The following is a 22,685-nucleotide window of genomic DNA, read 5'->3' as shown; positions in this document are numbered from 1 at the left end:
GAATGCAATAAATGATACAGTTTCGGGAGTAGCAAGCATGAAAAAAATCGTCGCACTCTTTCAGACAGCGCTGCTCTGCAACAGTTTATGGCTGGTTAGCCAGGCGCACGGCGCGCCGGCGGCCACGCGCTCAGTGTCGATGCCGGTCTGCATGATCAGTTGCCGGCGAAAAGCAGCGGCGTCATCAACCTGGTGACCGATGCACACTATCTGCCCTGTGAAGTGTTTGCGGAAGATAATAAAACGATGATCGGCTTTGAACCGGATTTATGGAACGCCATGGGTAAGATGCTGGGCGTCGAGATTAAACCGGTATCCATTGATTTTGCCGGCCTAATCCCCGGGGTGAAAAGCGGGCGCTATGACATGGCGATGGAATGCATCTCCGATAGCGCGGAACGCGAACAGCAGGTGTCATTCGTCAACTATGCCTATGCCACCAACGAAGTCTATACCCTGGCCGAGAATAAAAGCATTACCACCGATCCGCTGACGCTGTGCGGCCTGAAGGTCGGCGTCCAGGCCGGTACCGATTTCGAGCACGCCGTTACCGATATCCTGAATCCGAATTCCAGCAAGAACGGCAAAGCAGTAATCGCGATTACCCGCCTTCAGTCCGCCGATGCGGTACTGCTGGCGCTTTACGCTGGCCGCATCGATTTTGTTCTAAACGATGCTGCGGTGGCCGCCGAGATCAAAAAAGTGGCGTCGCGGCCAATTCGTACCGTCGTGATGTCGCTCCTGCCCAAATACTATCTCGGCATCGTCGTGCAGAAAGAAAACACGGCGCTGGTGCAGGCGCTGCTCGGCGCATTGAACGTCCTGTGGCGTAATGGTGAATACGAACGCATTATGCGTAAATGGGATCTGCAACCGGTAATGCTGGAACAGCCCGGAATCAACCTGTTCAGCACCCGGCCGATGAAATAAGTGCGCACGTATGATGAACGAACGCGTTGATAGCGCCGCGCCGCTCAGCGCCGCCCTTACCGCAGCGGTGGAGCAGTGCAAGGCGCTACTGCACCGCGTCGGGTTGTCGCACCGGCTGGATGCCTATCCCTCACGGCTGTCCGGCGGCCAGCAGCAGCGGGTGGCTATTGCGCGCGCCCTGGCGATGAAGCCAAGCCTGATGCTGTTTGATGAACCGACCAGCGCGCTCGATCCCGAGCTGGTGGGGGAGGTGCTGGACGTGATGAAAGATCTGGCGAAGCAAGGGATGACGATGGTCGTGGTGACCCACGAAATGGATTTCTCCCGGGAAGTGGGCGATCGCGTCGCCTTTATGGACAACGGTTCGATTATCGAGCAACGCTCCCCCGACGAGCTGTTTCATACGCCGCAGCATCCGCGTATCCGGGCATTTCTGGCAAAGTATTTGTCTTTATTATGTAACCTATCGTAATGAAAAATATTAATTTTAAGTTAACTAATCAATTAAATTTCCCTTTTTGCAGTCTTGACAGGCACGTTTGGTAAGAGCATGTTATTAATTAATAATCTTGGCTCGTTATGCTACTGATGTTGAAGAGAGATCCCATGACAGATAATCAGTCCTATCGCATCAGCCGCCCCGGGCGGGACGACCGTTCCCCCGCCGCGCCGTTTCCGCACGATGGGATGACGGTTGTGGAGAAGCGTTACCCGGGGCGCTGGATAACCACCGGCGTTCTGGCGCTGCTGCTGATACTTCTGGTGCGTTCGGTGGTGATGAATGACAATTTTGCCTGGCCGGTAAGTGGGGCGCTACATGTTTTCACCCATTATTTTGAGTGGGTTATGGGTCACCCTATGGCTGACGGTGGTCATTATGCTGCTGGCCATCGTGCTTGGGGTGGTCATCGCCGCCATGCGGCTGGTGAGTAACCCGCTGCTCGCCTGGTGCAGCGGCGGCTACATCTGGTTTTTTCGCGGCACGCCGGTGCTGGTGCAACTGATTTTTTGGTACAACCTGGCTGCGCCGGATCATTCTGCCGCAGGCGGTGTCGTTCATTATCCCGCCCACCGGTAATCAGGTGATCGGTATGCTGAAAACCACCTCGCTGGTGAGTGTGATTTCACTCTCGGATCTGCTTTATTCCGCACAGTCTATTTATTCGCGAACGTTTGAGAATATTCCTTTGCTTATCGTTTTCTGTATTTTGTATCTGGCGGCAACGACGCTTTTAAGCGCTATTCAGTCGCGAATAGAAAAATATTTCCGCCGCAGCCAACGCGACGCATCGGCCTGACCATGACCGGGAAATAAACCCTGTAGGCAAGGGAGGGGGGAGGGATTACCCCTACGGGTAAGGTCGCCAGAATAAAGTTATTCAGGCGCTTATTAGCGGTCGGGTAGGCTTTGTTGAATAAATCAGAACTTGTGACTACGCCCCCCTAGCAGATCGATTGTTATGCGATCCGGATGCTGTTCGGCATTCCTAACAGCGTCATTTTGTTAAGCGTTTTGAACCGGAATATAGCTATTTCAGCCACTAAGCGTCGATGATAGCCCACTTGCTTTTTCCATACATCGTTACTGCTGCTTAGACGCTGATTCGCAACGGTGTAGTTACGCTCATGGTATCGGTCTGGCCAATATTGCGCCCCACCTCGTGGAGGAATAAGAGGCCTTATTTTCTTCCTCAGCAGAGCATCATGACAGAGCGGGTATCGTAAGCGCCATCAGCCGACGCTTCCCTGATTTTCCGCTGGGTCTGGTTTATCAGAGCTGGTAGGGCCTGAGCATCCGTCGTACCGCTCAGCGATAAGTCAACACAGATAATCTCATGCGTTACACTGTCTGCGGCCATATGCAGCTTACGACACACCCTCCGTCTGTCGGCACCATGCTGTCGGACTTTCCATTCGCCTTCGCCAAAGACCTTCAGGCCGGCTCCGTCAATGACTAGAGGTGAGATTTCACCACGGGTCGGCGTTTTTATGCTGATCTTAACTGTCTTTGCTCGCTTGCTGATCAGCGAGTAGTCTGGGTATCTTAGCGGCAGCACCATCAGTTTAAAAATGGCGTCAACGAAGCCCTGTAAAGCGCTTAACGAAAGGCCAAACACGCGTTTCATCATCAGAACAGTGGTGATAGCCATATCTGCGTAGTGAAGCGGCCGGCCACGCCGTTCAGGCGTTGTTTTTTCCGTCCATGCAACAATTGCCGACTCATCCAGCCATATCGTCAGAGCCCCGCGTTGCTTGAAAGCTTTGTTGTAAGTGGACCAGTTGGTGATTTTAAACTTTTGCTTTACCATGGAGTGCAGATGTTGAAATGACGGTAGTGATCTGAGCAGACGATCACCTAAAAGTTATATTTATTCAACAAAGCCGGTCGGGTATCAATGGCCGCGTCGGGAGTGGTTGTCGGAAAATTAATGTGCGCCGGGCAATGTCCGGTGGGAACCGTGATATTCGCCGGCTGGGACGGCGAATAAAATAACGCCGGCGCGGACCTTCCGCGCCGAATAAGGTCCCGCGGTTGACATTCTTCGCCGTCGGAAATAAACGCCGCTGGAGATAAAACCGGCCGGCACAATAGCCCTTTTGTTGACCTGGAGCTGGCATGGAATTAGGATTATTTAATTTGATGTCTTATAAAGATAATGCGCACGGAATACAGGGCGTTATCAGGATACACGCAGTATGGTGTCATTGGCGGAGGAGATCGGATTTTCCACCGCTTGGTTCGCCGAGCACCATTTTACCAACTATTCCATTAGCGTTTCGCCGTTTCTGATGGCCGCCCACATGGCGGGTTATAGCAGGCGTATCCGGCTGGGGACCGCGGTTGTCGTTTTGCCGCTCTATGAGCCGATGCGCCTGGCGCAGGAAATCGCGCTGCTGCTGTCGCACTGGGACTTTATCGAGCGCACGCTGACCGATGGTCACGCCGCTGCGGCCTCCTGGCAGGGGGAGCAGGTAGAAACCGATTTTTTGCTGACCCCGTTACAATCGCCGCTACCGCCGCTATATCTCACCACCACGCAGCCGCAGGTGCTAAAACGCTTCGCGCACTTGGGGGTGACACTCTTTATGACCGCGGGCTGGCGCGGCTAAGCGCCATGGTACGCGATGCGCGGGTGAGCTGGGTCGAAGCCGGACTGGATGCGCAGATGCCGGTCGCGGTACAGCAGTATATCCACGTCACCGACAGCCATCAGGCGGCGCTGGCCTGGCTTTACAGCAAGCCCGCCGTGGTTGCACCGGTGGTGGGCGTCACGGCGCTGCGACATTTGGGGAAGATGCGCTCAGCGCCGTGGAACTGACGCTGAGCCGCGAGGAAATCGCGATGCTGGAAGCCCCCTATATCCCGCACCCGATCGTTGAACATTCATGATGCGGCGGTTTGATCGCCTATAGCAGAGCAGATTATGAAAAAGACCAACAACAATTAGCCGATCTTGAACAGCAGTTGCAGCAGCAGGGCGTGCAATATTGCATGGGCGCTTATGTGGATATTCACGGCGTGCCGAAAGGCAAAGTGGTGCCAATTGGCCATTTTCGCCAAATGGCGGCGGGATCCGAGTGTTACACCGGTTATGCCCTGGATTGTCTCGGTCAATTGCCGAACGAAGATGGACTTACCTCGATTCCGGACCTGGACGGGATCATTCAACTGCCGTGGGAGCCGAAAATCGCCTGGATGCCGGCGGACAACGCCTTTCAGGGCGAACCCTATCCCCTCAGTACCCGGGTGGCGTTGAAGAATGTGCTGGCGCAGGCCGACGCCATGGGCTTTGGCTTTAATCTGGGTATCGAGTGCGAAATCTATTTGCTTAAACACGAACCGGACGGCGGGCTGGCGGTGCCGGACTCGGATAACAAACTGAACAAGCCCTGTTACGATCTGCAGGGGTTCGTCGGCCAGTTCGCCTGGCTCGACAAAGTGTCGTCCACCATTAATCAATTGGTGTGGGATCTCTATTCGCTGGATCACGAAGACGGCAACTCGCAATTTGATTTCAAATATGCCGATGCCCTGACCAGCTGCGACCGTTTCATATTTTTCCGTTTCATGGCCAAGCATTATGCCTGGGAGTTAGGGCTGATGGCGACCATGATGCCGAAACCTTTTGCCCACAAAACCGGGACCGGCGCGCATTTCAATATGTCGTTGTTTGATAAGACCAGCGGTGAAAATATCTTCCAATCCTAGCAGGACCCGCGCGGATTGGGCCTGTCCCAGATGGGGTATTACTTCATTGGCGGTCTGCTGCGCCACGGGCGCGCGCTGTGCGCCGCCTTCGCACCCACGGTGAACAGCTATAAACGGCTGGTACGCCAGGGGGCGATGAATTATTTCTCCTGGGTGCCGGTATTCAATTCCTATGGGTTTATTAACCGCACCAATTCGGTCCGGGTACCCGCCGGCGGTGGCCGCTGCGAATCGCGCAACGCCGACGGCGCGGAAACCCCTATCTGGTGGCGGCGCTGGCGGCCGGGCTGGAGGGGATCCGCGACAAGATCGATCCCCGCGAACTGAACGAAGACAATTTATACGCCATTAGCGAGCAGGAACGGCAGGCGCGCGGCATTGATTTTTTGCCGCAGAACCTGCTGGAGGTGGTAGAGGCGTTCGACAGCGATCCCTTTGTCGAGCAGACGCTCGGTAAAGCGCTGAAGGATGAATTCGTCAAATACAAATTGCAGGAGTGGAATCAGTATCACCTGCATGTCAGCCAATGGGAGATCGAGCGCTACAGCACGATCTTTTTAGGCGCAGGTGCACAGCGAGTCGCCGGGTTAGGGAGTATAGCGATGAACGAGCAGCAGTTCATGGAGGTAGTGGTCACCGAGAAGCGGGATGAGGGAACCGGGGTGATCCTGTTAACCCTGGCGCGCCGGCGCGCATATCGCGGTCCGGCTAAGTCCCACGCTCCTGCAACACTACTCCTTGTGCGGCGATCCCGCTCAATTACACTGTTATCAGTTGGCGGTGCTGGTCACCCGGCATTCCCGCGGCGCGGGGCATTATCTGCGACAACAGGTGCAGCCGCGACAGGTCCTGTCTATCGGCGTGCCGGTGACGTTGTTCGCGCTACAAGATAAGCCCTATCCGGCGCTACTGCTGGCGGGCGGCATCGGCATTACACCGCTGTTGCCTATGGAGTTGACCCTGGCGCGACAGGGGCACGCCTACCGCCTGCATTATTTCGGCCGGCAGGACACGCTAAGCGCGTTCACGCCGCAGCGAACGTGGCGGGAGTTGCACCGGCGCTTAGGGTGCACGCTCACTCGCCGACGTAGCCAGGCGAGCTGCTTGGGCGTTGGTTGCGGCACGTCGGGAGCAGCGCTATCTATGTATGCGGCTCGCAGGATTTTACCGCGCAGGTGCGCGATTTTTGCGCCCAGCATGGCGTTGCCGATGACGACCTGCATTACGAGCTGTTCTCGCCGCCGGCTCTGGCACAGGAGGGGGGGGGTTATAGTGTAGTTGCACCCGTCAGGGCAGCGGGTGCCGGTGACGGGCGAGCAGACTATCGTCGAGGCGCTTAGCCTGGCCGGCATAGACACGGAAACTGCCTGCGGCATCGGCGTCTGTGGCACCTGTCAGGCGCGGGTAGTGAGTGGTATTCCTGAGCATCGCGACAGCTATTTGACCGCGGCGGAAAAAGCGCAAAATCACCGGATAATGCTGTGTTGTTCGCGTGCCCGTACGCCGGAATCGTCATCGAATTGCAGGACTGACCTGCCGTTTATGCCGGTTTGACCGCCAGGTGTTCAAACACAAAGTCGCGCATGAAATTAATAGCGTGATTGCATTTAAACTTCGGGAACATAACCGTGCGGAATAACACCCTGTCGAGATAGGTGGAAATAAACATCGCCATATCGTCGGGATTGACGTCGCGAAATACGCCGGCCTGGATGCCGTCGGTCAGCATGTTTTTCAGCACTACCGACTCTTTTTCATAAAACTTTTTTATGGCTTTATCGATTTGCGGCGTGCGGCCGTGGGTACCGGCATAGTCCAGGCTGATTTTTGCCAACTTTTGCAGCAAATAGAACTGCATAATATGAATTTGGATCCATAGAAACAGCACTTGCTGGGAATCCTGGGCGTCATCTTTGATTGCCTCAAACTGCTCGAATGCTTTTTCTACTGTGGATTCAATGACTTTAAGGAAGAGATTTTCTTTGGAGCCAAAACAATAATATATCAGCGCAGAGTTGTGGTCCGTAGCATCGGCTATATCTTTGATGCGGACTGAAGAGTAATTCTGCTGGGAAAGTAATTCCAGCGCGCAATTAAGCAGGGTATGTGCCATATCACCCGGCTGATTTTTCTTTCCCTTAACGGTGGCGGTGGACCCTATGACAGTCTTGGTAGCGCGAGTTTTCATAATCCTATCCGGCTCAGAGAGCCTGTTTTTCAACGAGCAAACGTTGGCAGGAAAACAGGGTTCCCAAATCGTACAGGGCTTGGGCTAAATAACACTCCGCGGCGGTGTGCACCAGCGGGTAAATAGTACCATAGACCGGAAATTAGTAACAAGTTAACTATCTGGTTAATTAATCACCGCGCGTGCGGTACAAGTAGGGGGCTTTGATGCAGGATAAGCACTATTGTGAGCTGGGGGATTTTAAGTTGCAAAGCGGCGAGCGTCTGCAAAACGCCCGGCTGAGTTATGTCACCTATGGACGTCTTAATCACTAGCGCGATAACGCCATTTTGCTGCCCTCCTGGTATGCCGCCAACCATCGCGGATGGGCGGCGCTGATTGGTGCAGGGCAGGTGCTCGATCCGGCCCGGTACTTTATTATTTGTACCGACATGTTTGGTAACGGCTTCTCCAGCTCACCCAGCCATGCCTGACCGCAGCAGGGCCGGCGCTTTCCGGCTGTGATGCTTTTGGATAACGTCCGGGCGCCGCACTGGCTGATTTGCGAACACTGGCATATCGAGCGGCTGGCGCGCTTATCGCCGGCTGGTCGATGGGCGCGATTCAGGGTTATCAGTGGGCCGCGCTGTACCCCGAGGTGGTAAGCGTACTGCTGGCGGTGTGCAGCAGCGCTAAATGCTGGCCACTGAATTAGGTTTTCCTTTCCGGCATTACCGCCGCCTTACAGGCGGATCCGCTGTTTTGCCACGGCGACTATTCGCAGCCGCCGCTGAAGGGATTGGCCGCCTTCGGCCGCTGCTATGTGGGTTGGGCCTATTCCGCTACGTTTTATCGCCAGCATCTCTACCGGCAATTAAATCTTCCGACCCGCGAGGCGCTGCTGCAATTTTGGGAGCAGGATTACCAAGGGCGCGACGCCAACGATCTGTTGTGTATGTTGCACAGCTGGCAGACGGCCAATATTGCCGATAATACCCGGTTCAATGGCGACTTCAACGCAGCGATGGCGGCGATTACCGCCAGAACCGTCGTGATGCCCTGTAGCACCGACAGCTATTTCACACTGGAAGAGGCAGAGATAGAATGCGGCAGGTTAGCGCGGGGGGAATGGCGGCCGCTGACGTCATTGTTCGGCCACTGTGCCGGCGCGTTGGGCCGGCTGCCGGCGGAAAGCGCGTTTATCTGTCGGGCTATGGCCGACCTGCTGTTGGCGTAAGGTTACACACTTGCCACCGCTGGACGAGGGCGGCGCACCGCCCCGGTCCGACCGGCCGTTATTCGACGATTTCCAGCTCGACCACCCGCCCTTGATCAAAGTAGGTTTCCAGACCGGTGACGCGCAGCTCCAGCGCCCCGTCAATCACCTCGCCGATATAGGAAATCGGCAGCGGCTCTTCGGCGGTGTCGTCGCCGTAGACGACGCAAAATTGCTGCCGCGGGCTGTAGAAGCGGACCGAGCCGGTCGCCTTGCCGTATTTCTCCCGGCGCAATTTGCCGACTTCTTCAGTTTTGTATTTATTTTCCCAGGGGGCGACGATGGGCATGGTAAAAAACACCATATCGCCAATAAGCTTGCCGTGCTGGAGAACGCTTTTCATCGGCAGTTTAGCACGCAGTTCTTTGGCTAGATTGGGCACTTTATCTTCCCAGACTTTAATAAGGCAAACCGGTTCACCGGCAACGTTTATTCGCAATTTCATGGTGGTACCCGTGTTGGTGATAGCGTGAAAAGGAAAGTCAGGCCGGTTTGACCCGGCGGAAACCGTCGCCCAACCCCCAGGGCAGGATAAAGTCGATCCACATATGCAAACGGTTTGCATAAGACAGGGCGGCATGAGAGAGGAGGCACAATTCCTCAAGTGTGGTGCAGCGGCAGGCGGCATCGACATAAAGGTGAATCAGACTCGCGGCGTGTGGCAGACTGATGAAATCGAAAAAATCCGCTTTGTATCCGATGATCTCTTTTATCAGCGATTGCAGCGTCTTCAGGTCGGCATCGGTATCTTCCACACCCGGATAAGGCCCCAGCGCTTTTACTTAGTCTGGCTGGTCGAACCAGATTTTCTCGCGCTCTTGCTCAAAACGCGCTATCACCTCATCAATGGTCATCATATTCTCCAAGTAGAGTAGGGGGACCGTGCCTGGGGCGTCTGCGTGACCCGAGCACGGGCGTGATGCTCGCCCGTAGGGGCATAGTAAAAAGCTGTTAATTAACTAATTAAAGGCAAGGATTGTGCCAATTCATTGTCATTAGGAAAGATGTTTTTTTCAGTCGGTTGTAATAAAATAACCGTGCATGCGCGCTAGGATGAATGGCGTGTTGTGCAGAAAGAGTGCAACGGAAGCACCCTTTATGTGAGTGCACCCTGCCAGGCTGAGCTTAACCTAACTCGGCTGGATCAGGCCGAGCTAGGCAGGGCAGCGGCGGAGATATTCACCGCTGCGTTCTGGTTGGCGGGCGCAGGCGGCCTAACCGGCGGCGTGTGCGGTGGCGCGGGCGACCAGAGTGGGATCCGGACGTTCGCCGGTATAAAGCACGAACTGCTCCAGCGCCTGGATCGCCACCACCTCGGCGCCGGTAATCACCGGTTTTTGCAGGGCGCGTACTGCCTGGATTAGCGGCGTTTCGGCGGGCATGGCCACGACGTCAAACACCACTCTGGCGGCGGCGATGAGCGGGTAGCTGAAAGGGAGCGTCTAGCTCTGTGCGCCGCCCGCCATGCCCAGCGGCGTCACATTGACCAGCATGCCCGCCTGTAGGCCTTGTTCATCCTGTTGCCAGCGATAGCCGTAAAGCGTGGCCAAATGGCGACCGGCGTGTTCGTTGCGCACCACAATCACGCCGTCGCGAAAGCCCGCGTGATGCAAGGCGCCGGCGACGGCCTTGGCCATCCCGCCGCTGCCGCGCAGGGCAAAGGACAGCCCCGGGTCCACCTTATGCTGGGCAATCAAACGCTCCACGGCAATATAATCCGTGTTATAGGCTGTCAAATGGCCGTCGGTGTTGACGATCGTATTGACCGATTCGATGGCCTGCACCGAGGGATACAGCTCTCTTGAACGGCATGGAAACCGCGCAGCCGCGAATACCCAGCGCACGCACCCCGCCAATGGTGGCGGCGATATCTTGGGTGGTGAACGCCTTGTAGAGATAGTTCAACCCCAGCTGCTGATAGAGATAATTATGAAAACGGGTGTCAAAATTACCCGGCCGCCCGGCCAATGACATGCATAGCTGGGTGTCTTTGTTAATGTCCATCGTGGCTCCCTGGTTGAGGATAATCCGCAGTCGCGGCAAAACGTGCCGCACACTAATCATTAAAGCTTAACCAATTCTGCTGAAAATGAAACCGCTTCCCTTGACAGGGTGTGCGCTTACTTTTGCCCTCATGGGAGGTGTCCGCGGGGATGGGTAAGCGTGTCTGGCATCGCGGGCGCAACGCCGGACGCTCGTATGCCGCGACCGGCGATTGCGCGTTACCGTCCGGCCGGTGTGGCAGCTCTGGCATAACCTTCAAAGGCGACTACACTCAGAGCGTGTGTAACGATAGCGCCGGGATGTAGTCTAGGCCAATGCGCCAAGACGTTGCCGTATGTTGGTACGCTGACCAGGCCCGTTTGTATAAGCGGGGTTTTGCTTAAGCCGGTTTGCTACGGGTAACGACCGATCCTGCGCAGGTCTGAGCCAGTGAGAGGGGAGTTCATTTTGTCATTGCGAAAGGACGCACCGACAGGGGAAGGCGGCTTCTCAACTGTCAGACTGCACAGGCGGTCTTGGCAGAAGCGAACGGACATAACTTATATTCGTGCTCAGGGGTGACTAAAGATGGCCAAGGGATCGTCGAAAAAACGTGAGGAAATCATGCCCACCTCCACCACGACAATGGCGAGCAAAGTGGATAATCAGGTGGAAGTGCTGCTGGACGGTCAAGGCGTCCACATCGCCCACCCAATACCGATAATGACATCAAACATTTGGATGCCGGCCGTATCACGCGCGTCAGAGAGGGGAAACCGGTACCACTCGGGGCGACCTGGGATGGGTTGGGGGTGAATTTTGCCATTTTTTCCGCCCATGCTACCCGCGTAGAGCTCTGCCTGTTCAATGAGAACGGCGAAGAGTATGACCGCATCGAATTGCCGGAATACACCGATGAGGTATGGCATGGCTATCTGCCAGATGCGCGCCCGGGTCTGCTATATGGTTACCGGGTGCATGGACCGTTTGAGCCGGCGCAGGGACATCGCTTTAATCCCGCCAAGCTGCTGCTCAATCCTTACGCGAAACAGATCTGGGGCGAGCTGAAGTGGGATGATGCGCTATTTGCTTACGACATTGGCTACGAAGACAAAGAATTAACCCTGGATGAACGCGACAGCGCGCCGTTTATGCGAAATGCCGGGTTATCGATCCGGCGTTCTCCTGGCCTGCCAACGGCAAAAGCTTCATCTCGTGGGAGAAGTCGCTTATCTATGAAACGCACGTGCGTGGTTATACCATACGTCATCCGGCGGTACCGGAGCATTTGCGCGGCACCTTTTCCGCGCTCAGCGTGCCGCAAATCGTTGACTACATCAAAACGCTCGGCGTCTCCGCCATTGAGCTGATGCCTATCCACGCCTTTGTTGACGATCGCCATTTACAGGAGAAGGGGTTACATAATTTTGGGGATACAACACCCTCGGCTTCTTCGCGCCGCATCCCAAATATATGGCTACCTCAACAGTCAACGAATTCAAGCAGATGATCGCCACTCTGCACGCCGCGGGCATCGAGGTCATCCTTGATGTGGTGTATAACCACACCGCTGAAGGGAATGAACTGGGGCCGACATTGTCGCTGAAGGGCATTGATAACGCGAGTTACTACCGCCTGTTCCTCGAAGAAAAACGCTATTACATCAATGATACCGGCACCGGCAATACGCTCAATTTAAGCCATCCCCGCGTGTTGCAAATGGTGACCGATTCCCTGCGCTATTGGGCAACGGAAACGGAGATGCAAATCGATGGTTTCCGCTTCGATTTGGTGACGATCCTCGGCCGGGAGAGTTACGGCTTTGACGAAGGCGGCGGCTTTCCGCTGGGATGAGCCTAATGGAACGAGCGGTATCGTGATTCGGTGCGGAAGTTCTGGCGTGGCTATGAGGGGCAACTGGCGGAAATCACCACGCGTCTGGCGGGCTCGGCCGACATTTTCAATCATCGTGGCAGCAAACCGCACGCCTCGGTCAATTTCATTACCGCTCATGATGGATTCACTCTGAACGATGTCGTCTCTTATGAACATAAGCATAATGAAGCCAACGGCGAGGATAACCGCGACGGCCACAGCGAAAATATTTCCGCCAATTATGTGTGGAAGGCCCGACCGACAACGCGGCGATCAATGCGTTGCGATTGCTGCAAATGCGCAACATGCTGGCGACGCCCATGTTCTCCCAAGGGACGCCGATGCTGCTGGCGGGTGATGAATTTGCCCGGGACCCTACAGGGCAACAACAACGGTTATTGTCAGGACAGCGAGATAAGCTGGGTAGATTGGAATATTACCGACAAAGGTCAATCGCTTATCCTGTTTACCTACCGTCTTATTGCCCTGAGTAAGCGTTTTTCCATACTGCACCGGGGCCGTTTCCTTACCGGTAAACTGAACGAGAAACTGAACATCAAAGATGTTACCTGGTTTCATCCCGGCGGCGAGGAGATGAGCGAAGAAGCATGGGGGATGCGCACCTGAAGAGTATCGGGATGTTGCTGGACGGGCGCTCCCAACCGACGGGGCTGCTGCGGGTGGGATCACAAAGCACTGTGCTGCTGCTGTTTAGCGCCTCGCATGAATATGTGGTGTTCACATTGCCGGAAGTCGCGCACGGCCGAGGCTGGCGCCATATCTTTGATACCTTCCAACCGGATGATATCAGCGAACACACCTTCGATTTCGACCACCATTATACCTGTCCATCGCGCACCGTGGTGTTATTTGAACTGGTGAATAGTAAATCGTCGATGGTGGTAGCCTGACGTGCGGCACCCGGCAGGCAGGTCGAATCGCAAGGCGGCATCTATCGGCGCTGGTCGAATCATAGGGCGATATCTAACGGCCGGTCCGGAGGCAGAAGGCATACCGCGGGTGTCCGATAGGTCAAATCGGCGGGTCAGTCGTCCTTGGCCGGCCCGGCGCGCAGCGCGCGGAACTTCTCGCGAATCACGGTCGGGTGTACTTCCGTACGGTAGGTGGCCTGCGAAGAGAAACCGCAGTCGACGCCGGCTATTACGTTTTCACGACCCACGCGTTCGGCGATCAATTCCGGGTGTTCAACGGTGTTACTGGCATGGCAAATAACCCCAGGGATAAGCCGTTTCCCTTCCGGCAGTTTAACCTGCTCCCAAAAGTGATATTCATGTTCGTGACGGACGTTACCTGCCTCGAATGAGTAATCGCTGGCGTTGATACGCAACATGAAGCGGACGAACTCGATGAACGGGACATCGTGGATACGTGGCCCTTCATTGATAATGTAGCAGGTATGGTAACGGATCTTCTCCTGCGGCAGACCGCGCAGCGCATGATTCAGGATCTCGATATAGGCATTGGCACGGCGGTGTATTGCCGCATTATCCAAGTGGCGGTCGGCAAATAAATCCGGCAGGAAGGGGTCATCAATCTGAACGCTGAAGCCGGCGTCGATAATGGTTTGGTACTCCACGCGCAGCACTTCGGCTACGGCGCTGAGATAGTCTTCTTCGCTGCCATAAAATTCATTGCTGCCCACGCCGGTCGGCGCAACCGAGGGTAAAAATGCTCCCTGGCAAGTGGTCGTTTGCAGGGCTAGCTTTAAATTGTCGATATCACGCTGCAATTGCGGCAGGCCCACATAGAGCACCGGGCCGGTGCAGGCCACCGGCACAAACGGCATCAAACGCCGCATATCCCGCGCCCGGACGGGGTTCAAATCCCTCGATGCGCTCGCGCACGTAGGAAAAGAATCCGGTTTTGGACTGTTCGCCGTCGGTCACGGTATCAATGCCGTCCGTCACCTGTTCTTCGGCGGACTGGCTGACAGCCTGACGAATGGCGCTATCCAGCTCAGCCTGGTTATCCTGTTCATCGATATTGGCTTTCATCAGATCCAGCAGGGCAATCGGGCGCGGCAGACTGCCGACATGGGTGGTGAGAATGAGCGAACTGGCTGAAACTTCTGACATACTAAAACTCCTTTAACGGCGCTCTGCATGGGCCGAGTGAGCGTGGCTCGATATTAGGTGAACAGGAATCATAGGTGAAACCCCGCATGGCGTATATTCTGTTATTAGCATGAAAGCTAATGATTATGCTGTAAAATAAAGATCACATTTCCCAGAACATTATCGGACGCCATGACGGATATTCTCCCGGTCGAACTTTCACATCCACAGCTAAACGCGCTTATCCAACAGCTTGATGACTATCAAACCGGGCTCTATCCGCCACAGAGCCAGCATTTGCTTTCGCCGGCGCAAATGGCGCGGCTGAAAACCTTTGCATGGTTGGCACGGGTCCGGGGCGAGGCGGCCGGCTGCGCGTGTTTAGTGATTCATCCAGACGGCATCGCCGAGGTGAAACGGGTCTATGTCGCGCCTGGTTTTCGTGGTTATGGCATTGCCTCAGGATTGTTATCTGCCCTGGAGGCGGAGGCCAGCGAATTAGGTCTGGACACACTGTGGCTGGAAACCGGAATTTACCAACCGGACGCCATCGCTCTGTATGACAAATGGGGGTATTTTCCCACCGCCGCGTTTGGTGCTTATTGTGACGATCCATTAAGCGTTTACTGGGTGAAAACGCTGACGAGCCCTACTGCCCAGAGGCCTAAAATAGATTGATGCCGCCCCGTGATGACGTCGATATCACAGGTCGGTAGGTGAAGAAAGTGAGATCGGTTTGCGGACTTCCCTGATTAATATAGGAATAAGAGCATGCGTTAAAGGTAAAAAGGAAAATAAAGCCTCCTATTGTCGATTTTAGCGGCACAACAGAGGTTGTCGCCTTTTCTTTTGCAGCCACACGCCTTTTTCTGTAATGATAAATAGCACGTGTTAATCAAATTATATTCACACGCTTTTAGCAAAAAAATATTTAGTGAGGGCAAAACCGGCGACGATATGCCGCAAGGAATTTAGCTTACATAATACGCTAGTATTACTATTATTCCACAGAAGGCGTCCGCCAGTCTATGATTTATTCCTTTGCCGTGATTGTACGGGGATATTTATTCTTTCTGGCGATGATTTAAGAAAAGCACTATGGCTGCGGGGGCATTTTTTTCTTGGCATGAAGTATCTCTTCGACGGGGAATAACGGCGTCAACCGTGATGAATACTTTTCTGACGGGTGGCATTAGAGCGTAAATGTGGTAGGTAACTACCGCACCCACTTCGGGCCGCAGCTAAATGATGATGTCTATTTGTAGATGAGGCCATGACCTGCAAGGAAGGATTCGATTTTTATGGTTATTGGAATGTACCCATGTTTTTGAGCGTCGGCAAACGCCCCACTCGCGGTATTTGGGATAAAGGCTCATCATTGTTCATGGAAATCGCGCGGCGATTTTCCATTGATAAGCTGACGGGAACCGATCTCAGTCTGGGCCGCCTTAAAGACTGGTGTTTCGCCGATAATTTTATCTACGATATAAGCCGTAATGCCGCATCCCTGCAAAGCACGTGGTATATGGGGTTGGGTGCCGATATTGATACCCACAGTGACTTGACACTTTTGTTATATATTTACGCAAAATATCAGTGGCAATATTATGGTGCCAACAATGAAAATAGTTGGGATGGCTATGGGGTCAAAGTAAACTATCTTTAACCTATCACACACCCTGTGGGGCGACGGCCTGAGCTATATCGGTTTCACCCATTTCGATTTGGGCTCCGATTTGGCCGAAAAGTCCGGCGGCGAGCGCAGCAAAACGCTATCGCTTCCAGACATATCCTGGCCCTGGCCTATAATCATGTGCATTGCTCGCGGGTCGCTCGCTACGTCCACTACGGTGGGCAGTGGCGCGATGGCCGCTAGCTGAACTTCGGCAACGGGCCGTTTAGCGTCCCTCCACCGGCTGGGGATAGTATTTTGTAGTGGGATATCATTTTAATGATGCATGCCGCCCCGCATGAGTGCCACCTTTTACGAGCGGCGTTTCTCGTTGCCGCTCGGCTGCCCATGCGCCATTCATCATTTTCATCCGATTCCCGTTAGATGCGGCCGCCCAAGAGACGTTTATCGTTTCTGCTCGGCCGTCATGTGGTCGGCGCCTATGTCTTGTTCAGCGCTTTATCCCGGCTACCCTGGGTGTGTGGCTACCCACGCAACATTCAGCGCTTGAGCTCACGCGCCGCGGCGCGGGCGTGTTGATATTCGTGTTGGAACAGGCACATGCGCAACGTATTGCGATATTGGCCGTTGATAAAAAACTCTTGCAGCAAAACCCCTTCCTGCTTGAAACCCATCTTGGTATAGATATGGATGGCTTTGGTATTTTCTTCATCAACTATTAAATACAGTTTATGCAGATTAAGCACCATAAAGCCGAAATTCAGCGCCAGATGCGTCGCAACGCTGGCGTAGCCTTTGCCCTGATGCTCGGGTGCCACTAAAATGGAAAACTCGGCGCGCCGGTGGATATGATCGATATCCACCAGTTCGACCAGCCCGACGCTTACGCCCAGCTTGTCAATGATAAACCGGCGCTCGCTAATATTGTGAATATTCTTTTGATAAAGATCTTTCAACTCCACATAAGCTTCATGCGGCTCTTCAAACCAGTAACGCATCATCATCTCATTATTATTGAGTTGATGAATAAAATGCAGATCCTCACGTTCCAAGGGACGGAGTTTAATATGATGATCCTCTGGATTTTTGCTTGATAGTTTCATTTTTGCATTCTCTAATATTTTAGTTAAAACATAATGATGTTGATCAGTTATCGGCGGTTTTGGAGAAAAGATTAATGATCATAACGCCGGCGATAATCAGGGCAATACCAAACATTGCCACGGCATCCAACCGTTGCCCATACAAGAAATAGCTCACGATGGCGACAAAAACAATACCTAACCCGGACCAGCTTGCATAAGCGATACCCACGGGTATGGTTTTAAGGACCAGCGACAACAGGGTAAATGAGATAGCATAGCCGACTATCACCAAAAGTGAAGGCGTCAATTTGCTAAAGCCCGCCGAAGCCTTGATGGACGAGGTGGCAATGACTTCCGCGATAATAGCAATAAACAAATAGAGATAAGCCATAGATGACTCTGAACAGGATAATTAGACGTCAAGACTAACACTTTTCGCCAACGGACAAAATAGTCTAGTCTGACACGCATTGTGAGCAGGGCGGGCCGCGATTGACAGTAACATTGCCCAATGTGTTTAAGGTAATAAAGCACCTTATTCACCGTGTAACCGGGTGGCGTCGAAAGTCACTACCCGGACAGCGTCTTCTACCAAAAGTGGTTACTTACCGGCCGTCGCCTCAAGCCGGCAGTTATCGCCAGAGGGTTGCGGCTGTTGAGCGGTTTCCCGCGCCGGCCGCCATCGCGGCGCCATTACGAAATCGACGGCGCGGGTGAAAGACTGCTGGCATTATCGGCCAGCGCCGCCGCCAGATAATCTATTAATACCCGCATTTTGGGCGGCAACTGCGGATTGGGGCGATACAGCACCCAGGCTGTCCCTTGATAGGGGCCATCATAGCGCCACTGGGGCAACACCGGCACCAGCATTCCCTCCGCCAAGGCGGCAGCGGCGGTAAAGTGCGGCAGGCAGGTAATGCCCAGATGATCCAGGACAACCGCCATGCGCGCTTCGCTGTGGTTACTTACAAAACGGCCCTGGACTTCAACCTGGCGCCGTTGCTCTCCTTGGCGAAACCGCCAGCGGTTATCCTCCGGGGTTTCGCCCAGCCAGATACAATCATGCTGCGCTAAATCTTCCGGCTGCTCTGGCGTGCCGTGCCGGTTGAGGTATTGCGGCGTGGCGCACAGCAACTGGCGTACAAACGTCAGCGGCCGGCCAGATTCTCCGGGGGGCCTATCGCCGATGGCAATAAGCATATCGAGATCGCTCGCCAGCAAATCCAGCAGGGTATCGGTTAATTGCAGCGCAACGTCCACCTGTGGATAACGCTGCAAGAAAGGGCCCATCAACGGGGCGATAACGAATTTGCCCAGCGCTTTCGGCACGCTCAGCCGGACCTGACCCTGCGGGGCGGACATCACCCGGTCGGAAATTGCCAGAACATCGCCGGTGCTGGTCAGGATCCGTTGACAGCATTGATACACCTCATTACCCGCTTCGTTCAGGCGCAGGCAGCGCGTGCTGCGTTCCAAAAGCCGCCTTTCTCCACCACCTTGACAATATCACCATATTAGGCAACAGCGGTAGCAGTTGATTTGTTCTCATAAGGAATAAGTGTTGTTCAATTTTAGATAATTATTGCTCAGACAACAAAGGAATATACTGTAACCCTTGCCAAAGATCATCGATTACGGATTAGACATGCAGAATATCGCGTCATTACTCCAAAGCCGGCCGGTGCCGCAGTTAGCCGATGCCATGCTATTGCTGGTCGCGGTAATTTGGGGAGCAGCTATGCCGCTACGAAACAGGCGCTCGTGTATTATCCGGTACTGGGTTTTATCGCACTGCGTTTTACGTTGACCTTCCTGGTGCTCCTGCCGCAGCTGCGCGGGGCCGACTGTTCGCCCCGGTCTGCCGCTGGAGCTGATTCTGCTGGGCGTATTTATCTGCGAGACGCGGGGCGTGGCTATTATCAGTGCCGGTAATGCGGCCTTCTTGATCAGCATGTTCGTCATTTTTACGCCGCTGGTGGAATGGTTGGTTTGCCGGGGGCGGCTCGACCGAAGACTGTTGCTGTCGGCGCTGCTGTCGTTGCTGGGTGTCTACTGGTTATGCGGCGGGCGTGCGCTGCATCTGGGCCGTGGGGACGGGTTGGTGACGGCAGTAGCACTACTTCGCGCCTGTCTAGTGTGTTACACCCGGCGCTTGACTGCGCACCGACCGGTGCCGGCGTTGGCGCTGAACGCGGTACAGACCGGGATGGTCGCGGTCGGTGGTTGGCTATTGCTGCTCGTCACGTTTCGCTCGCCGCCGCCTTTGCCCGCATCATGGTCATTCTGGGGCATTACCTTGTATCTGGCATTGTTTGCCACGCTATTCGCTTTTTTCGCGCAAAATTATGCCGCCGGCCGAACTTCGCCTTCGCGGCTTTCGCTGTTGCTGGGCACCGAGCCGTTTTTTGGCTCACTGCTGGCGGCTCTGCTACTCAATGAACATCTTACGACATCGGGATGGATCGGCGGCGGCTGTATCTTCTCCAGTCTGCTGATGGTGCTGACACGCCGCCGCGCCATGCTTAGCCTTGCGGGATAGTGCAACGCGATGGTCGACGATTGCCGCAAAATACCGCGCCGCGTCTTGCTCGCATGATTAAGCTTGAGAGCCGCCGGCCACGGGCAAACGTGCTCTGTTAACCCGTGTTCATCGACGTGACAGCGCCGCGAAATCTTGTCGTCTGCCGCTGCGGCATAACCTTTTGTGGCTGCCGGCATTGGATCCCATCGTCTCTGCCTTTATGATAACCGGCCGAGACCTCCCTATTAATCACTGGACGAAACTATGCTGCGCCTTTCTTTGAAGCTTTGCCCAGCCGCATTGCCACTGGTTGATTGCCAGAGTTGACGGCCAGGATATCGGGCTGGCGAAGCTTCTTTGCGAAATGTCCAGACCGGATACCGGTGCCTTGGGCGGCCAGTTGAAAAAGATCTATTTTCTGCGCGAATTCCGGTTGGGGCTATGGCAAACCCCTGTTCAGCACGGTGGAGATGTTCGCCAGGGAAGCCCGGCAATCGCAGCTCTGGCTAGAGGTACTGCCGCAAAACCAGCAGGCTAAAACCTTCTACGAAAGTCAGCAAATGGCGGTCAGCGGCGAAACCGCTTACGAGAGCGGCAGCCGGTATACGCTGCTGCTTATTCTGAGCAAAACGCTGTAGTTGCTGCGGCAGCGGCGTGGCGGTCCAGCAAACGCAGCACCAGCGCGGCGACTGCCATCATCTCCTCACGTTGCCGTCCGGCCTTGCCGACCACGCGCATTCCTTGCAGCAGTGCCAACATGAGCAGGGCGGTGTGCTCCGCATTTAACCCTGGATCGACCGAGCCGTCTTCCTGACCCGTGCGGATAAACGCGGTTATCCGGGTTTGATTGGCGTCCAGCGCCTGACGTACCAGCCGCGCCAGCGCCTCTTCCAGCGCACAAAGCTGTGTCGCGCTGTCTGCCACCAGACAGCCGCGGATCCCCTCGACGCCCTGCGAGAGCGCGGCGTAGTCTTGTAGCAGCACCGCTACCTTGTCGCGGCAGGTGACGGCCTGCGCCAGCGCCTGGCGCGTCTCCTGGCGTCGCTTACAAAGATAGAGTTCAAACACCTGTAGAAAAAGGGTTTGTTTATCGCGAAAGGCTTTGTAAATGCTACCAACCGTCAACCCCATGTCAGCGGCCAAATCGGCCACAGAGGCGGCATGATAGCCTTTGTTGCGGAACATCTGCATCGCCCGATCCAGCGCTTGCTCGGTATCAAATTGGCGTGGCCAGCCGCGGCGTTGTTTACGGAATTTTTGCCCATGGTGAGAGTATAGGAAAGGTTCTTTTCCTAAACAAGCCCGCTGCATCTGCATTACGGCCAGGGCCAGGTAAGCTGGCTGCCGTTGGCGGGCGCCGCAACCAGCGGAGCGTTATCATGAATAACTATCTGCACCAGCAACTGCGGCTGCTGTTGGGGCGCTGGCGCGATCGCGGGCTGGTGGCGTTGCCCGCGCATGGCCTGCGGCGCACGTAACGATTTGAGCGATATGGCGAGGGTAACCGTCGGGCATGCGATGCTGGCCGCAGGCGATATTCAAACCGGCGTGACCGCTATCGTGCCGCCGGGGGACAATCTTTATGCCTCACCGTTGCTGTGCGGCGCGGTGGTGCTAAATGGCTTTGCCAAACCTGTTGGTCTGGTGCAGGTAGCTGAACTGGGGCTCTTGCAAACGCCGATTCTTTTGAGTAATACCCTGGCGGTCGGCACCCTGTTCACGACGCTTGTGCGTGACGCTATCGCGCGCAACCCTGAACTGGGACGTACGTTGCTGACGGTGAACCCGCTGGCGCTGGAATGCAATGACGGCTGGCTGAATGACATCTAGGCGCTGGCCAGCGCTTCGGCATAGGTAGCCCGTGGTAGCGTCAGTGCCGGGCGTGGCATGAGCTGCTTCGGCCTTAAGGGAGGGATTGGCAGCGCTTCGCGGTTGTGCCCGACGCTGAACGCCACGCTGGGGGTGCTGGTGCTGGCTAATTTCGGCTGTCTCTCCTCTTTGACGCTGGATGGGGTGCAGTTGGGGGCGGCTATCGCGCCGTTATTGCCGGCATTGCCCGCCGCGCCGGCGCGGGACTGGGCCGCATCGGCAGTTATTGGGGGCACGGTTCAGGGGATATCGCTGTGGCGTTCTCCATCCGCCCGGTGCCCAAGCCGCCGGCGGACGAGGCGCTGGAGCCCCTCTTGGCCGCGGCGGCGGATGCCACTGAACATGCGGTTGTTGATGCGTTACTGAGCACCAGCCCCGTCACCGGTTTTCGCGGGCATCATCGTCCCGCACTGCGGCAGGTGTTAAATCGCCTGGCGCAGCAATATCTCGTTTAAGGAGCCGCACATGCGGGTATTTATTTCGGCGGATATCGAGGGCGTAGCCGGTCGCGAACAGTGCCGGGCCGGCAGCGCTGATTATCCGCTGGCGCGTGCGTTGATGGAGCAGGAAGTCAATGCCGCGATCGATGGGGCCTTCGCCGGCGGCGCCAGCGAGGTGGTAGTGGCCGACAGCCACGGCGCGATGGAAAATCTGCGCGCCAACAGAATAGACCCGCGCGCGCGACTGCTGCAGGGTAAGCCGCGGCCGTTCTCCATGGTGGAAGGATTACAACAGCAGATTTTCGACTGCATGATGTTTATCGGCTACCACAGCGCTGCCGGAGAATTCGGCGTGCTGGCCCATACCATCAATGGCTGGGCATTTTACCGCGTAACGCTCAACGACGAAGTCATGGCCGAAAGCGATCTTTACGCCGCCCTAGGCGCGGAACTGAAGACGCCGCTATGGCTGGTCAGCGGGGACGATAAACTACAGCTCTGGGATCGCGCGGCATTACCCCTTTGCCGGTTCCGTCAATGACTAGAGCACTTTTCATCTATTCCGGTTTTTTCGCATATAGCACTGCCTCAGTAGATAGAATTCCTAATCCACAGATGCGC

Annotated in this window: 23 protein-coding genes and 8 pseudogenes; 20 read left to right on the top strand and 11 right to left on the bottom strand. The window is 55.3% G+C overall.

Translation table 11 applies throughout. The features are described from left to right. Positions 1-37 precede the first annotated feature (37 nt). The 6 genes and pseudogenes from SGP1_RS30890 (at position 38) to SGP1_RS34250 (ending at position 2,228) form a co-directional block, all read left to right on the top strand. Positions 38-196, top strand: a complete 159-nt coding sequence (locus tag SGP1_RS30890) for a hypothetical protein (RefSeq protein ID WP_158302429.1) — start codon at positions 38-40, stop codon at positions 194-196. Next, positions 160-930 carry an ABC transporter substrate-binding protein gene (locus SGP1_RS17515; RefSeq protein WP_243466089.1) on the top strand — a complete coding sequence of 257 codons (771 nt, stop codon included), beginning with the start codon at positions 160-162 and terminating at the stop codon, positions 928-930. Before SGP1_RS30890 ends, SGP1_RS17515 begins: the two co-directional genes overlap by 37 nt. Before the next feature lie 64 nt (positions 931-994). Then, positions 995-1,402, top strand: a pseudogene (locus tag SGP1_RS17510) (amino acid ABC transporter ATP-binding protein); the annotation flags it as partial. Positions 1,403-1,536: 134 nt separating this feature from the next. Further along, positions 1,537-1,863, top strand: coding sequence for a hypothetical protein (locus SGP1_RS34260; RefSeq protein ID WP_166506772.1), 327 nt, complete (start codon positions 1,537-1,539; stop codon positions 1,861-1,863). Next, the gene (locus tag SGP1_RS34255) at positions 1,808-2,008 is read left to right on the top strand and encodes an ABC transporter permease subunit (RefSeq protein ID WP_243466088.1); all 201 of its coding nucleotides are present in this window, start codon (positions 1,808-1,810) and stop codon (positions 2,006-2,008) included. Before SGP1_RS34260 ends, SGP1_RS34255 begins: the two co-directional genes overlap by 56 nt. Then, positions 1,980-2,228 carry a hypothetical protein gene (locus SGP1_RS34250; RefSeq protein WP_243466087.1) on the top strand — a complete coding sequence of 83 codons (249 nt, stop codon included), beginning with the start codon at positions 1,980-1,982 and terminating at the stop codon, positions 2,226-2,228. Before SGP1_RS34255 ends, SGP1_RS34250 begins: the two co-directional genes overlap by 29 nt. Positions 2,229-2,388: 160 nt before the next feature. Here SGP1_RS34250 and SGP1_RS17500 read toward each other — a convergent pair. Then, a pseudogene (locus SGP1_RS17500) lies at positions 2,389-3,239 on the bottom strand (IS5 family transposase). 388 nt (positions 3,240-3,627) lie between these two features. Here SGP1_RS17500 and SGP1_RS35790 point away from each other — a divergent pair. The 5 genes and pseudogenes from SGP1_RS35790 (at position 3,628) to SGP1_RS17485 (ending at position 6,694) form a co-directional block, all read left to right on the top strand. Beyond that, positions 3,628-4,041, top strand: a complete 414-nt coding sequence (locus SGP1_RS35790; RefSeq protein ID WP_050747793.1) for an LLM class flavin-dependent oxidoreductase — start codon at positions 3,628-3,630, stop codon at positions 4,039-4,041. A 5-nt stretch (positions 4,042-4,046) separates the two neighbouring features. After that, a complete protein-coding gene (locus SGP1_RS35785) occupies positions 4,047-4,250 on the top strand; it encodes a hypothetical protein (protein WP_050747792.1) in 204 nt (67 codons plus the stop codon). A gap of 173 nt (positions 4,251-4,423) precedes the next feature. Continuing rightward, a pseudogene (glnT, locus tag SGP1_RS36735) lies at positions 4,424-6,033 on the top strand (type III glutamate--ammonia ligase). Positions 6,034-6,255: 222 nt separating this feature from the next. Beyond that, complete coding sequence (locus tag SGP1_RS30885; RefSeq protein ID WP_158302428.1) at positions 6,256-6,480, top strand: hypothetical protein; 225 nt, start codon at positions 6,256-6,258, stop codon at positions 6,478-6,480. Continuing rightward, positions 6,446-6,694: a 2Fe-2S iron-sulfur cluster-binding protein gene (locus SGP1_RS17485; protein ID WP_158302427.1), complete on the top strand. Its 249-nt coding sequence runs from the start codon at positions 6,446-6,448 to the stop codon at positions 6,692-6,694. Before SGP1_RS30885 ends, SGP1_RS17485 begins: the two co-directional genes overlap by 35 nt. Here SGP1_RS17485 and SGP1_RS17480 read toward each other — a convergent pair. Next, positions 6,681-7,328, bottom strand: a complete 648-nt coding sequence (locus SGP1_RS17480) for a TetR/AcrR family transcriptional regulator (RefSeq protein ID WP_041867159.1) — start codon at positions 7,326-7,328, stop codon at positions 6,681-6,683. The two genes, SGP1_RS17485 and SGP1_RS17480, sit on opposite strands and share 14 nt — an antisense overlap. A 541-nt stretch (positions 7,329-7,869) precedes the next feature. On the opposite strand from SGP1_RS17480, the gene SGP1_RS34230 reads away from it, so the two are divergent. Next, on the top strand, positions 7,870-8,022 hold the full coding sequence (locus SGP1_RS34230; RefSeq protein WP_243466084.1) for a hypothetical protein: 153 nt from the start codon (positions 7,870-7,872) through the stop codon (positions 8,020-8,022). Positions 8,023-8,106: 84 nt separating this feature from the next. Beyond that, positions 8,107-8,544 (top strand): hypothetical protein, encoded by a 438-nt coding sequence (locus SGP1_RS34225; protein ID WP_243466083.1) that lies wholly within the window; start codon positions 8,107-8,109, stop codon positions 8,542-8,544. A 58-nt stretch (positions 8,545-8,602) separates the two neighbouring features. Here the strand turns inward: SGP1_RS34225 and SGP1_RS17470 are convergent, their stop codons facing one another. From SGP1_RS17470 to SGP1_RS17460, 3 genes and pseudogenes are all read right to left on the bottom strand, one after another. Continuing rightward, positions 8,603-9,028 (bottom strand): hypothetical protein, encoded by a 426-nt coding sequence (locus SGP1_RS17470; protein ID WP_041867158.1) that lies wholly within the window; start codon positions 9,026-9,028, stop codon positions 8,603-8,605. 37 nt (positions 9,029-9,065) lie between these two features. Further along, positions 9,066-9,338 (bottom strand): hypothetical protein, encoded by a 273-nt coding sequence (locus SGP1_RS17465; protein ID WP_243466082.1) that lies wholly within the window; start codon positions 9,336-9,338, stop codon positions 9,066-9,068. Between the two features lie 459 nt (positions 9,339-9,797). Next, positions 9,798-10,587 (bottom strand): annotated as a pseudogene (locus SGP1_RS17460) (shikimate 5-dehydrogenase). 567 nt (positions 10,588-11,154) lie between these two features. Between SGP1_RS17460 and SGP1_RS17455 the strand changes: the two are divergent. Then, positions 11,155-13,352 (top strand): annotated as a pseudogene (locus tag SGP1_RS17455) (glycogen debranching protein). 134 nt (positions 13,353-13,486) lie between these two features. Here the strand turns inward: SGP1_RS17455 and SGP1_RS17445 are convergent. Both SGP1_RS17445 and SGP1_RS32070 read right to left on the bottom strand, forming a co-directional pair. Further along, positions 13,487-14,260 carry a hypothetical protein gene (locus tag SGP1_RS17445; protein WP_198408739.1) on the bottom strand — a complete coding sequence of 258 codons (774 nt, stop codon included), beginning with the start codon at positions 14,258-14,260 and terminating at the stop codon, positions 13,487-13,489. Beyond that, positions 14,181-14,537 (bottom strand): hypothetical protein, encoded by a 357-nt coding sequence (locus SGP1_RS32070; protein WP_041867156.1) that lies wholly within the window; start codon positions 14,535-14,537, stop codon positions 14,181-14,183. The genes SGP1_RS17445 and SGP1_RS32070 overlap by 80 nt, the downstream gene beginning before the upstream one ends. A 171-nt stretch (positions 14,538-14,708) precedes the next feature. Between SGP1_RS32070 and SGP1_RS17435 the strand changes: the two genes are divergently transcribed. Both SGP1_RS17435 and tsx read left to right on the top strand, forming a co-directional pair. After that, positions 14,709-15,194 carry a GNAT family N-acetyltransferase gene (locus tag SGP1_RS17435; protein WP_011411842.1) on the top strand — a complete coding sequence of 162 codons (486 nt, stop codon included), beginning with the start codon at positions 14,709-14,711 and terminating at the stop codon, positions 15,192-15,194. A 527-nt stretch (positions 15,195-15,721) separates the two neighbouring features. Further along, positions 15,722-16,442, top strand: a pseudogene (tsx, locus tag SGP1_RS17430) (nucleoside-specific channel-forming protein Tsx). A gap of 246 nt (positions 16,443-16,688) precedes the next feature. On the opposite strand, the gene speG reads toward tsx, so the two are convergent. The 3 genes from speG to SGP1_RS17415 form a co-directional block, all read right to left on the bottom strand. After that, positions 16,689-17,252: a spermidine N1-acetyltransferase gene (gene speG, locus SGP1_RS17425; protein WP_011411841.1), complete on the bottom strand. Its 564-nt coding sequence runs from the start codon at positions 17,250-17,252 to the stop codon at positions 16,689-16,691. Between the two features lie 43 nt (positions 17,253-17,295). Then, on the bottom strand, positions 17,296-17,625 hold the full coding sequence (locus SGP1_RS17420) for a DMT family transporter (protein WP_011411840.1): 330 nt from the start codon (positions 17,623-17,625) through the stop codon (positions 17,296-17,298). Between the two features lie 302 nt (positions 17,626-17,927). Next, positions 17,928-18,710 carry a substrate binding domain-containing protein gene (locus SGP1_RS17415; RefSeq protein ID WP_050747788.1) on the bottom strand — a complete coding sequence of 261 codons (783 nt, stop codon included), beginning with the start codon at positions 18,708-18,710 and terminating at the stop codon, positions 17,928-17,930. Between the two features lie 433 nt (positions 18,711-19,143). Here SGP1_RS17415 and SGP1_RS17410 point away from each other — a divergent pair, with 433 nt between their 5' ends. Beyond that, a complete protein-coding gene (locus SGP1_RS17410; RefSeq protein WP_198408738.1) occupies positions 19,144-19,773 on the top strand; it encodes a DMT family transporter in 630 nt (209 codons plus the stop codon). A gap of 452 nt (positions 19,774-20,225) precedes the next feature. After that, positions 20,226-20,393, top strand: coding sequence for a hypothetical protein (locus SGP1_RS30880; RefSeq protein WP_158302426.1), 168 nt, complete (start codon positions 20,226-20,228; stop codon positions 20,391-20,393). On the opposite strand, the gene SGP1_RS17400 is transcribed toward SGP1_RS30880, so the two are convergent. After that, positions 20,371-21,066, bottom strand: a complete 696-nt coding sequence (locus SGP1_RS17400) for a TetR/AcrR family transcriptional regulator (protein ID WP_050747940.1) — start codon at positions 21,064-21,066, stop codon at positions 20,371-20,373. The two genes, SGP1_RS30880 and SGP1_RS17400, sit on opposite strands and share 23 nt — an antisense overlap. Positions 21,067-21,134: 68 nt before the next feature. Between SGP1_RS17400 and SGP1_RS17395 the strand changes: the two are divergent. Together SGP1_RS17395 and SGP1_RS17390 are read left to right on the top strand one after the other, a co-directional pair. Continuing rightward, a pseudogene (locus tag SGP1_RS17395) lies at positions 21,135-22,079 on the top strand (P1 family peptidase). Between the two features lie 10 nt (positions 22,080-22,089). After that, a pseudogene (locus SGP1_RS17390) lies at positions 22,090-22,591 on the top strand (M55 family metallopeptidase); the annotation flags it as partial. Positions 22,592-22,685: the final 94 nt, after the last annotated feature.

Origin of the sequence: Sodalis glossinidius str. 'morsitans', from assembly GCF_000010085.1 — a bacterium.
Classification (GTDB): Bacteria; Pseudomonadota; Gammaproteobacteria; order Enterobacterales; family Enterobacteriaceae; genus Sodalis; species Sodalis glossinidius.
The sequence above is the reverse complement of the archived record's forward strand: the minus strand, read 5'-3'. Positions and strand labels throughout refer to the sequence as shown.

Coding starts and splice junctions, on each gene's coding strand:
- SGP1_RS17400 (WP_050747940.1), bottom strand. CDS start 21,066: ATGCAGCGGGCTTGTTTAGGAAAAGAACCTTTCCTATACTCTCACCAT.
- SGP1_RS30880 (WP_158302426.1), top strand. CDS start 20,226: ATGTTCGCCAGGGAAGCCCGGCAATCGCAGCTCTGGCTAGAGGTACTG.
- SGP1_RS34260 (WP_166506772.1), top strand. CDS start 1,537: ATGACAGATAATCAGTCCTATCGCATCAGCCGCCCCGGGCGGGACGAC.
- SGP1_RS17470 (WP_041867158.1), bottom strand. CDS start 9,028: ATGAAATTGCGAATAAACGTTGCCGGTGAACCGGTTTGCCTTATTAAA.
- speG (WP_011411841.1), bottom strand. CDS start 17,252: ATGAAACTATCAAGCAAAAATCCAGAGGATCATCATATTAAACTCCGT.
- SGP1_RS32070 (WP_041867156.1), bottom strand. CDS start 14,537: ATGTCAGAAGTTTCAGCCAGTTCGCTCATTCTCACCACCCATGTCGGC.
- SGP1_RS17445 (WP_198408739.1), bottom strand. CDS start 14,260: ATGCGGCGTTTGATGCCGTTTGTGCCGGTGGCCTGCACCGGCCCGGTG.
- SGP1_RS17480 (WP_041867159.1), bottom strand. CDS start 7,328: ATGAAAACTCGCGCTACCAAGACTGTCATAGGGTCCACCGCCACCGTT.
- SGP1_RS34255 (WP_243466088.1), top strand. CDS start 1,808: ATGCTGCTGGCCATCGTGCTTGGGGTGGTCATCGCCGCCATGCGGCTG.
- SGP1_RS35785 (WP_050747792.1), top strand. CDS start 4,047: ATGGTACGCGATGCGCGGGTGAGCTGGGTCGAAGCCGGACTGGATGCG.
- SGP1_RS30890 (WP_158302429.1), top strand. CDS start 38: ATGAAAAAAATCGTCGCACTCTTTCAGACAGCGCTGCTCTGCAACAGT.
- SGP1_RS17435 (WP_011411842.1), top strand. CDS start 14,709: ATGACGGATATTCTCCCGGTCGAACTTTCACATCCACAGCTAAACGCG.
- SGP1_RS17420 (WP_011411840.1), bottom strand. CDS start 17,625: ATGGCTTATCTCTATTTGTTTATTGCTATTATCGCGGAAGTCATTGCC.
- SGP1_RS35790 (WP_050747793.1), top strand. CDS start 3,628: ATGGTGTCATTGGCGGAGGAGATCGGATTTTCCACCGCTTGGTTCGCC.